This is a genomic window from Streptomyces sp. ActVer, from assembly GCF_027270795.1.
GTDB classification, from domain to species: Bacteria; Actinomycetota; Actinomycetes; order Streptomycetales; family Streptomycetaceae; genus Streptomyces; species Streptomyces umbrinus_A.
Map to the genome: position 1 here is coordinate 1 of NZ_JAPWHT010000414.1, position 9,161 is coordinate 9,161.

Annotated in this window: 8 protein-coding genes and 3 pseudogenes; 6 read left to right on the forward strand and 5 right to left on the reverse strand. The window is 70.8% G+C overall.

Annotation, left to right across the window (positions count from 1 at the left end):
* From O3Q52_RS42030 to O3Q52_RS42040, 3 genes and pseudogenes are all read left to right on the forward strand, one after another.
* Positions 1 to 180 (forward strand): annotated as a pseudogene (locus tag O3Q52_RS42030) (sugar ABC transporter ATP-binding protein); the annotation flags it as partial.
* Positions 180 to 1,082, forward strand: coding sequence for a sugar phosphate isomerase/epimerase (locus tag O3Q52_RS42035; RefSeq protein ID WP_269653815.1), 903 nt, complete (start codon positions 180 to 182; stop codon positions 1,080 to 1,082). The pseudogene O3Q52_RS42030 and the gene O3Q52_RS42035, both read left to right, overlap by 1 nt.
* A 17-nt stretch (positions 1,083 to 1,099) precedes the next feature.
* Positions 1,100 to 2,119 carry a Gfo/Idh/MocA family protein gene (locus tag O3Q52_RS42040; protein ID WP_269653816.1) on the forward strand — a complete coding sequence of 340 codons (1,020 nt, stop codon included), beginning with the start codon at positions 1,100 to 1,102 and terminating at the stop codon, positions 2,117 to 2,119.
* Positions 2,120 to 2,223: 104 nt separating this feature from the next.
* On the opposite strand, the gene O3Q52_RS42045 is transcribed toward O3Q52_RS42040, so the two are convergent.
* On the reverse strand, positions 2,224 to 2,661 hold the full coding sequence (locus O3Q52_RS42045; RefSeq protein WP_190232611.1) for a DUF4442 domain-containing protein: 438 nt from the start codon (positions 2,659 to 2,661) through the stop codon (positions 2,224 to 2,226).
* Positions 2,662 to 2,905: 244 nt separating this feature from the next.
* Between O3Q52_RS42045 and O3Q52_RS42050 the strand changes: the two genes are divergently transcribed.
* A complete protein-coding gene (locus O3Q52_RS42050) occupies positions 2,906 to 3,946 on the forward strand; it encodes a hypothetical protein (protein WP_269653817.1) in 1,041 nt (346 codons plus the stop codon).
* A 145-nt stretch (positions 3,947 to 4,091) separates the two neighbouring features.
* Positions 4,092 to 4,790: pseudogene (locus O3Q52_RS42055) on the forward strand (MFS transporter); the annotation flags it as partial.
* Positions 4,791 to 4,824: 34 nt separating this feature from the next.
* Here the strand turns inward: O3Q52_RS42055 and O3Q52_RS42060 are convergent.
* From O3Q52_RS42060 to O3Q52_RS42075, 4 genes are all read right to left on the reverse strand, one after another.
* On the reverse strand, positions 4,825 to 5,670 hold the full coding sequence (locus tag O3Q52_RS42060; RefSeq protein ID WP_269653818.1) for a spermidine synthase: 846 nt from the start codon (positions 5,668 to 5,670) through the stop codon (positions 4,825 to 4,827).
* 84 nt (positions 5,671 to 5,754) lie between these two features.
* Positions 5,755 to 6,315: a DinB family protein gene (locus O3Q52_RS42065; protein WP_269653819.1), complete on the reverse strand. Its 561-nt coding sequence runs from the start codon at positions 6,313 to 6,315 to the stop codon at positions 5,755 to 5,757.
* Between the two features lie 131 nt (positions 6,316 to 6,446).
* Positions 6,447 to 7,631 carry an elongation factor Tu gene (tuf, locus tag O3Q52_RS42070; protein WP_269653820.1) on the reverse strand — a complete coding sequence of 395 codons (1,185 nt, stop codon included), beginning with the start codon at positions 7,629 to 7,631 and terminating at the stop codon, positions 6,447 to 6,449.
* A gap of 389 nt (positions 7,632 to 8,020) precedes the next feature.
* Positions 8,021 to 8,755: a DNA alkylation repair protein gene (locus O3Q52_RS42075; RefSeq protein ID WP_269653821.1), complete on the reverse strand. Its 735-nt coding sequence runs from the start codon at positions 8,753 to 8,755 to the stop codon at positions 8,021 to 8,023.
* A gap of 49 nt (positions 8,756 to 8,804) precedes the next feature.
* On the opposite strand from O3Q52_RS42075, the pseudogene O3Q52_RS42080 reads away from it, so the two are divergent.
* A pseudogene (locus O3Q52_RS42080) lies at positions 8,805 to 9,083 on the forward strand (hypothetical protein); the annotation flags it as partial.
* Between the last annotated feature and the right edge of the window lie 78 nt (positions 9,084 to 9,161).

Consider the following 9,161-nt stretch of genomic DNA (forward strand, 5'->3'; position numbering starts at 1 on the left):
TCCGCCGCCCGCGCCGACGTCAGCCTCGAAGAACTCACCAACCACATGGCAGGCGGCGCCGAACTCGCCGCACTCAAGCACGAGTTGGCCCAGGTCCGCGGCGTCGACGTCGAGGAACTCCCCGAAGCCGAAGACCTCAAGGCACCCACAGCCTCCTCCTCGGAAGGAAAGGCCTCCTGATGGCCAACGCGCTCGATCGCATCCGCGTCGGTTCCGCGCCGGACTCGTGGGGCGTCTGGTTCCCCGACGACCCCCAGCAGGTGCCCTGGGAACGCTTCCTGGACGAGGTCTCCGAAGCCGGTTACTCGTGGATCGAGCTCGGCCCGTACGGCTATCTGCCGACCGACCCCGCCAAGCTCACCGACGAGGTGAACAAGCGCGACCTCAAGGTGTCCGCGGGCACGGTCTTCACCGCACTGCACCGCGGCCCCGACGTCTGGGACGCCACCTGGGAGCACGTCAGCCAGGTCGCCGAGCTGACCCGGGCGATGGGCGCGAAGCACCTGGTGGTCATCCCGTCCTTCTGGCGGGACGACAAGACCGCCGCGTTGATCGAGCCGCCGGACCTGACGGTCCGTCAATGGTCGTACCTCGCCAAGGGCATGGAGCGCCTCGGCCACGAGGTGATGGAACGCTTCGGCCTCGACATCGTGGTGCACCCGCACGCGGACACGCACATCGACACCGAGGAGCACGTCGAGCGCTTCCTCGACTCGACGGACTCCGGCCTGGTCAGCCTCTGCCTGGACACAGGGCACTACGCCTACTGCGGCGGAGACAGCGTCAAGCTGATCGAGACGTACGGCGAGCGCATCGGCTATCTGCACCTCAAGCAGGTCGACCCGGAGATCCTCGCGGACGTCGTCAAGAACGAGGTCCCGTTCGGCCCCGCCGTCCAGCGCGGTGTGATGTGCGAGCCCCCGGCCGGCGTGCCCGCCCTGGAGCCGGTGCTGGACGCCGCGCAGCGCCTCGGTGTCGACCTGTTCGCCATCGTCGAGCAGGACATGTACCCCTGCCCGCCGGACAAGCCCCTGCCCATCGCGGTGCGCACCCGCCAGTTCCTGCGCTCCTGCGGCGCCTGAGAAGGGATCAACCGACCATGGCTCAGCGCGGAACGCTCGGCGTGGCCGTCATCGGCACCGGGAAGATGGGCGCCGACCATGTACGGCGCCTCGCCGAAGTGACCAACGGGGCACGCGTCGCCGCGGTCGTGGACGTCGACGCGGAACGGGTCAAGCGGATCGCCGACGGTATCGAGGGCTGCACGGCCCACACCGACGCGGCCTCCGCGATGGCCGCGGACGGCGTCGACGCCGTACTGATCGCCTCCCCCGGCCCCGCCCACGAGGCGGCGCTGCTCACCGCCTTCGAGCACGACCTGCCCGTCCTGTGCGAGAAGCCGCTCACCCCCGGCTCGGCCTCGGCACTGCGGGTCCTGGAGGCCGAGCAGAAGGTCGGCCACCGCCTGGTGCAGGTGGGCTTCATGCGCCGGTACGACACCGAGTACGCGAAGCTCAAGGCACTGCTGAACACCGGGCAGTTGGGCCGGCCGCTGATGCTGCACAACCGGCACCGCAATGTCGCGACCCCGCCCGGCTTCACCAGCGAGATGCTCATCAACGACTCCGTCGTGCACGAGATGGACATCACACGCTGGCTGCTCGGCCAGGAGATCACCGCGGTCACCGTGCTGAAGCCGACGCCGTCCGGCAACGCCCCGGAGGGCTTGCAGGATCCGCAGTTCGTCGTGTTCGAGACCGCCGGCGGCGCGATCGTCGACGTCGAGATCAACGTCAACTGCGGCTTCGGGTACCAGGTGCAGGCCGAGGTCGTCTGCGAGCGCGGCACGGCCCGTATCGGTGACGGCCACGCGCTGGTCACCAACCAGGCGGGCCGCTGGGGCGGCACCATCGCCCAGGACTTCGTGGAGCGCTTCGAGGACGCGTACGACCGCCAGGTGCAGGCCTGGGTCGACGCCACCCGCCGCGGCGAGGTCACCGGGCCCAGCGCCTGGGACGGCTACGCCACGGCCGCGGTCTGCGAGGCGGGCGTCCGCGCCCAGACCGAGGGCGGCCGCATCGAGGTCGAACTCGTCGAGCGGCCGGCCTTCTACAGCTGACCGGACCAGACGGAAGAACTCCCGGAGGGTGGCCCCGCACGACGGGTCCACCCTCCCGGCGTCCCGCGCCCGCCCCCTCAACAGTCAACGGCGACGACTGCTCCTCAGCCGTTGGGCCGCAGCGTCCAGATGACCGTCATCTCGCCGGTCACGGCACCGTCCTCGCGCTGGATGGCGACGGCCACGGGGAACTCCGGCCGCTCACCGGCGTCGAGTTCGGCGACGACGTCCTCGATGGAGCGCCCCAGCGTGGCGGTGGCCGTGACAGGCCCCCTGGCCAGCTTCTTGAACGCGATCTCGGCGGTCACGGGCAGCGGCACGGCCCGTGCGAGCTGGTCCCCGAACGCGGCCAGCACGACCGCGCCGCTCGCCGACTCCCCCAGCGTGAACATCGCTCCGGCATGCGGCCCGCCCACGTGGTTGTGGTACTCGCTCTGGTCGGGCAGCGCGAGGACGGCCTTCTCCGGAGTGGTCTCGAGATACTCCAGCTTCAGGGTCCGCACCATCGGAACCGTGGCGGCGAGCATCTCGCCGATCGACATCTGGTCTGCACTCATGGCGGGCATGTTACCCACGAGTAGCCAATCCTGACCAGTGGCGAAAAGTGATCGCTGGGAGCACCGGGGAACTGGCCCACAGGGCGCGGATGTTCGCGTTCGAGAATTCCGGCGGGGCCACGTCGGTACGGTACGTCTCCATAAGGACCCATCTGGCCCCCGATCCGGTACGTCCCTGACGAAGGGCGGTGACCCAACCGTGTCCGGGGCGGCACTAGGGTTACTGCCCATGTGGCCAGGAAACCAGCCGCCCGGGGGCGAGCAGAACCCGCAGGACCAGAACCAGAACCCGTACCAGCAGCCGGGGTACCAGCAGCCGAATCCGTATCAGCAACCCGGATTCCAGCAGCCCGGACCTCAGACGCCGAACCCGTACACGCAGCCGGGGCAGCCCGGTTGGAGCGCGCCCGGTGTGCCGCAGCCGCCGGAGCCGCCGCAGGGCGGCGGTGACGGGAACAGGACGAAGCTCGTCGCGATCGTGGCGGCCACGGCCGTCGTCATCGCGGCCGGTGTGACGGGTTTCCTGGTCCTGGGCGGCGACAAGGACGACGAGGCCGACGGCGGCAAGGACGGCAAGACGAAGCAGTCACCGTCGGCGAGCGCGTCGAAGGACCCGAGCGCCTCCCCGTCCACCGGCGAGGACAACCCGCGCGGCACCGACGGCGAGAAGGCGACCGTCGCGGGCTGGAAGGTCGTCATCAACCCCCGCTTCGGCACGATGTTCGACGTCCCCGCCGACTGGGAGATCGAGACCACCGACACCAGCGTGGGCTTCGAGTGGGAGGAGAAGGGCAAGACCGACCGCACCACGGTCACCGCCCCCGCCTACCTCAAGTCCAAGTGGTGCACCACGGACAGCGACAAGGACGGCCGCGACGAGGACACCGCGCTGGCCACCGCCGGAACGCGCGGCGAGAACGGCGCCAAGGACTCTGCCGAGGCTGCCGAGACCCGTGTCCCGTGGTGGATCTTCGGCGGCTACACGCAGCCGGACAAGAAGAGCGTGAAGTGGGACCCGGCGAAGTCGTACACCACGAAGTCGGGCCTCAAGGGCAGCATCGCCACCGCGTACTCGAAGAACACGCCGCAGAACGGCAAGTGCGACAGCGAGGGCAAGGCCATCACCTTCGCGTTCAAGAACGGCGCGGGCGACTTCGTCACCTGGAACCTGTACGGCGCCAAGGGTGTCGGCGACGAGATTCCCGAGGCGACCGTCCAGAAGATCCTGAGCACCGTACGCCTCACCGAGGCCGCGCCCACGGACACGTGACGTCCGACGCGGGACAGCCGAGCCGACGCGGCCGGAACAGCTGAGCGGCCCGAGCGGCCGAGCGGGCTGAACAGGCTGAACAGTCGGCAGGAAGAGGCCGAGAAGTCGTTTGGCAAGGCGGTCCGGCGGCGGAGATAGTCGCCGGGTGAGCCCTGCCAACGACTCCCCTGCCCGCCTGCGCCGCCCTCCCTGGGCGGGCCGCAACTACACCCTGCTGACCGCCGCCGCGGTGGCGACGAACCTTGGCAGCCAAGGAGCGTTGATCGCGGCGGCGTTCGCCGTCCTGAACGAGGGCGGCGACGGCGGAGACGTAGGTCTGGTGGCGGCGGCCCGCACCCTCCCGCTGGTGCTCTTCCTGCTGATCGGCGGCGCGGTCGCGGACCGGCTCCCCCGGCACCGCGTGATGGTCGCGGCCAACACCCTCAACTGCCTTTCCCAGGCGGCCTTCGCGGCACTCGTCATCGCGGGCGAACCGCGGCTCTGGCAGATGATGCTGCTGACCGCGCTCGGCGGCACGGGCCACGCGTTCTTCAGCCCGGCCGCCGAGGGCATGCTGCTCTCCTCCGTCAGCGGCAAGCAGGCCGGCCGTGCCTTTGCGATGTTCCGCCTCGCGATGCACGGGGCCGGCCTCGGCGGGGCCGCGCTGGGCGGTGCCATGGTCGCAGTGGCCGGCCCCGGCCGGGTGCTCGCCGTGGACGCCCTGGCGTTCGCGGTCGCGGGCTCGCTGCGGGCCTTCCTCGACGTGAGTCACATACCGTCCCGCGCACCCGGCGGCGGATTGCTCACCGACCTCCGCGACGGCTGGCGGGAGGTCATCGGCAGACCCTGGCTGTGGTCGATCGTCCAGCCCTCAGCCCTCAGCCCTCAGCCCTCAGCCCTCAGCCGATGCTGAACGCCCCGTCGGGCGGCTCGGGCGACGGCACCGCGTTCTCGTCCTGTACGGGCCTCGCGTCGCCGACGAAGACCTGCAGTGTGTCGCCGTACTCGACCCGGGCCGGAAAGGCGTCGGCGGCCGTGCGGCGGGTGAGGGCGGGGGTGTCGAGCGTGCGGTGGGAGGCGACGAGCACCGCGTTGCCGAAGCGGCGGCCGCGCAGCACGCCCGGTTCGGCGATCAGCGCCAGCTCGTCGAAGACCGTGGAGAACGTGGCGAGTTGGGAGCGCAGAAAGGCGAAGGGCGTGGCGTCGGCGAGGTTGGCCAGGTAGACGCCGTCGGCGCGCAGGACCCGCTCGGCCTCGCGGGCGTACGCCACCGAGGTCAGGTGGGCGGGGACCCGTGAACCGCCGAAGACGTCGGCGATCAGGACGTCGGCGGAGTCGGCGGGCGCGGATTCGAGCCAGGCTCGGGCGTCGGCGCCATGGACCGTGATGCCCGCGTCGTCGGGGACGGGCAGATGCTCGACGACGAGGTCCAGCAGCCCGCTGTCGGCCTCGACCACGTCCTGCCGGGACCCCGGCCGGGTCGCCGCGAGATACCGGGGCAGGGTGAGCGCGCCGCCGCCGAGGTGCAGCACGTCCAGCGCACGCCCCGGTTCCGCGAGGGTGTCAAGGACGTGCCCGAGCCGTCGCGCGTACTCGAACTCCAGGTGCGTCGGCGCGTCGAGATCCACGTACGACTGCGGTGCCCCGTCGACCGTCAGGAGCCACGCCCGCTTCCGGTCGACGTCCGGCATCAGCTTCGCGGTCCCGTGATCCACGGCTCGCGTCACGGGTATCGGCTCGTCCACGGATCCATTGTGCCCGTACGGGCACAGCCGGGCCGGGCCCCGGCAAGATCCCCGCCCGCCGCCGCTCGCCCCGCGTCACTCGTCTCACACGCCGATCGCCCCGTCGATGCGCTCGCGGAGCAGGTCGGCGTGGCCGTTGTGGCGGGCGTACTCCTCGACCATGTGGATGAGGACCCAGCGCAGCGACACCGGCCCGCGCCAGGGGTCCTCGCCCGCCAGGTCGAGGCCGGACGCGTCGGCGACGAAGCCGTCGGAGAAGGCCACCTCGGCGCGCCAGGACCGCCAGGCCTCGGCGATCACGGCGGGGTCGGCGGACGCGCCGTCGAAGTCGTCGTCCGGGCACGCCTCCGAGGAGAACAGCGCGGGCGCGTCCTGCCGGGCCAGCGCCCGCCGGAACCAGCGGCGCTCCATGTCTGCGAGATGCCGGACGAGACCGAGCAGCGAGAGGGTGGAGGGCTCCACGGACCGCCGGGCCAACTCACCTGTCAGACCTGCGCACTTCATCTCCAGCGTCGCCCGCTGGGCGCCCAGGACGTCGACGAGCAGGGTGCGTTCGTCGGCGGTGGCGGAGGTGCTGAAACGACGGTCGTCGTCCTCGGCGGCGGCGAATATCTCGGCTCTTCGGCGGGGTTGCTGAGTCGTCATGGTCCCCATCCTCGGCCGCGGCCCGGTACGGGCGCACCCGCGTTTCGGTGACGCGCGCGTGCCTGCGGACACGCGAGTGCCCGCCTCCCGTACGGAACGAGAGGCGGGCACTCACGCCGGCCGCGCCGGATTCAGCCGACGACCGCGGTCACCGTTCCGGCGCCGACCGTGCGGCCGCCCTCGCGGATCGCGAAGCCGAGCCCCGGCTCCAGCGGCACGTCGCGCCCCAGCTCGACCGTCATGGTGACGGTGTCGCCGGGCCGCGCGACCGCCCGCTCGCCGAGGTCGACATCGCCGACGACGTCCGCGGTGCGGATGTAGAACTGCGGCCGGTAGCCGGTGGACACCGGTGTCGTACGACCGCCCTCGCGCGCCGACAGGACGTACACCTGCGCGGAGAAGCGACGACTCGGTACGACGCTGTCGGGCGCCGCGACGATGTGTCCGCGGCGCACCGCGTCACGGGGCACACCGCGCAGCAGCAACGCCACGTTGTCGCCGGCCTGCGCCTCTTCCATGGGCTTGCCGAAGGTCTCCAGACCGGTGACCACCGTGTCCACGGCGGCGCCGAGCACTTCGACACGGTCGCCCACGCGGACGGTGCCGCGCTCGACGGCTCCCGTGACGACCGTGCCCCGGCCGGTGATGGTGAGCACGTTCTCCACCGGCAACAGGAACGGGGCGTCCAAGTACCGCTCGGGCATGGGCACATACGTGTCCACGGCGTCGAGCAGCGCGCCGATCGCCTCGGTCCACCGGGGGTCGCCCTCCAGCGCCCTGAGCCCCGAGACCCGTACGACCGGTACGGAGTCGCCCCCGTAGCCGTGCGCGGTCAGCAGCTCGCGGACCTCCAGCTCGACGAGGTCGGTGAGCACCGCGTCCTCGCCGTCGTCGACGGCGTCGGCCTTGTTGAGGGCGACGACGATGTGGTCGACGCCCACCTGCCGGGCGAGCAGTACGTGTTCGGCGGTCTGCGGCATGATCCCGTCGAGCGCGGAGACGACGAGGATCGCCCCGTCGAGCTGCGCGGCCCCGGTGACCATGTTCTTCACGTAGTCGGCGTGGCCCGGCATGTCGACGTGCGCGTAGTGCCGGGTGTCGGTCTCGTACTCGACGTGCGCGATGTTGATGGTGATGCCGCGCGCGGCCTCCTCCGGCGCGCGGTCGATCCGGTCGAAGGGAACGAACGTGCCGGAGCCACGCTCGGCGAGGACCTTGGTGATGGCGGCGGTCAGGGTGGTCTTGCCGTGGTCGACATGACCCATGGTGCCGATGTTCAGATGCGGTTTGGTGCGCACGTAAGCCGTCTTGGGCATGGCAGTACCTCGAAGCCTCTTCGGTGTCAGCGGAGCTGAGTGATGGCCCCGGCGTCAGAGCGGCCGGGACAGGGACCCCAAGGACTTGCCGACCCTCCCCCTGCGGGGTCCGCCGGACGATCCGGGAAGGGTCAGCTTCGGGCGCCGTCTGCGGCGGCCAAGGTGATCAGGACGGCAGCCTTCGGCGCATCCGCGACTGCGGATGCTGCGAGGTGGAAGGCGTACCGGAACATGAGGAGATCATCGCCGACGCACATGGCCGCGTCGAATGGTTTTTCGCGGCCGTGGGACGCGGTAAGTCGGGTGTTTCCGCTGGTGTGTGAGGTGCCGATGTCCTGGTGTGTGAGGTGCCGATGATCTGGCGCGTCAGGTGCCGATCATCTGGTGTGTCAGGGGCCGACGTTCTTGAGCGCCTCGCGCACGGACAGCGGTGAGAGCCGGTCCCGCTCGCCGGCGACGAAGTCCCGTACCGCCTGCGGATCAGTCTTGGCGTACTCGCGCAGACACCAGCCGATCGCCTTGCGGATGAAGAAGTCGGGGTGCCCGGACCGGCGGACGCAGTACCCGAAGAGGCGTTCGGTGTCGGTGGTGTCCTTGTAGCGGAGCTGGTGGAGGAGGGCGGTCCGGGCGACCCACAGGTCGTCGTCCTCGATCCATCTGTCCATGTCGGTCCTCAGCTTCGGGTCGGCCGCCACGAGGCCTCCGACCACATGGGCGGCGAGTGCGTCGACGGTGTCCCACCAAGGGTCCGTGGAGACGAGATGGCGTGCCACGGGCAGGAAGCCGGACGAGAGACGCCTCACATGCCGGCGCAGATAGTCGACGGCGAAGTACTGATACTCGCGCTCCGGCAGCCCCCAGCAGCGCAGCGCCACCGCCGTGCAGTCGGCCTCGTCCGGACGGGGTGTTCCGTCGAGGACGGTGCGGGAGAGCGCGCGGCGATCGGGCGTGGTCAGGCCCAGGAAAGGGGCGATGTCCTTCATGTACGCGCGCATCTCGCCGGCCCGCCGCGGATCGGCCGCCGCGGCGTAGGTGGCGGTGAGCCGCTCCAGCACGGTGTCCGCGAGGGCGCTGCGCGGCAGCTCCAAGTGGCCATCTGACGTTCCGGAAGCTGTGACGCCCATGAGACGAACCATACGGCGATCACACACATTGGTCAGTTAGTGTCACCGGATGCTCGATGCCACCACCCGCTCTGGGGGCACCGCCACGGCCACTCCCCCGGTCCCCGCAACGGAACTCGTCCCCAACGGGTTCACCACCGAGTTCGCCACCGCGCCGAGAGGTCTGGCCGCCCGCTGCACGAGAGCACTGCTCTCTCCGTGGTCCCGCCTCTCCCTGCTGGTGGCGCTGCTGGTGTCGGCGGCCGCGACGGTGCTGCTGTTCGAGCCCCAGAAGCTGCTGGCCGACGGCTGGCCGCCCCAGCTGAACGGTGCGGCCGCGTCCGTGGTCTGACTTTCAGGAGCACACCGTGACCGACGCGCACACCGCCGCCACGCATTCCCACGGCGCAGGGCCGTTCATCGCCGC

Excerpts from the sequence above, each read along its gene's own strand:
- O3Q52_RS42045 (WP_190232611.1), bottom strand. The coding sequence starts at position 2,661 with ATGTCGATCGGCGAGATGCTCGCCGCCACGGTTCCGATGGTGCGGACC.
- O3Q52_RS42065 (WP_269653819.1), bottom strand. The coding sequence starts at position 6,315 with ATGACGACTCAGCAACCCCGCCGAAGAGCCGAGATATTCGCCGCCGCC.
- tuf (WP_269653820.1), bottom strand. The coding sequence starts at position 7,631 with ATGCCCAAGACGGCTTACGTGCGCACCAAACCGCATCTGAACATCGGC.
- O3Q52_RS42035 (WP_269653815.1), top strand. The coding sequence starts at position 180 with ATGGCCAACGCGCTCGATCGCATCCGCGTCGGTTCCGCGCCGGACTCG.
- O3Q52_RS42040 (WP_269653816.1), top strand. The coding sequence starts at position 1,100 with ATGGCTCAGCGCGGAACGCTCGGCGTGGCCGTCATCGGCACCGGGAAG.
- O3Q52_RS42075 (WP_269653821.1), bottom strand. The coding sequence starts at position 8,755 with ATGGGCGTCACAGCTTCCGGAACGTCAGATGGCCACTTGGAGCTGCCG.
- O3Q52_RS42050 (WP_269653817.1), top strand. The coding sequence starts at position 2,906 with ATGTGGCCAGGAAACCAGCCGCCCGGGGGCGAGCAGAACCCGCAGGAC.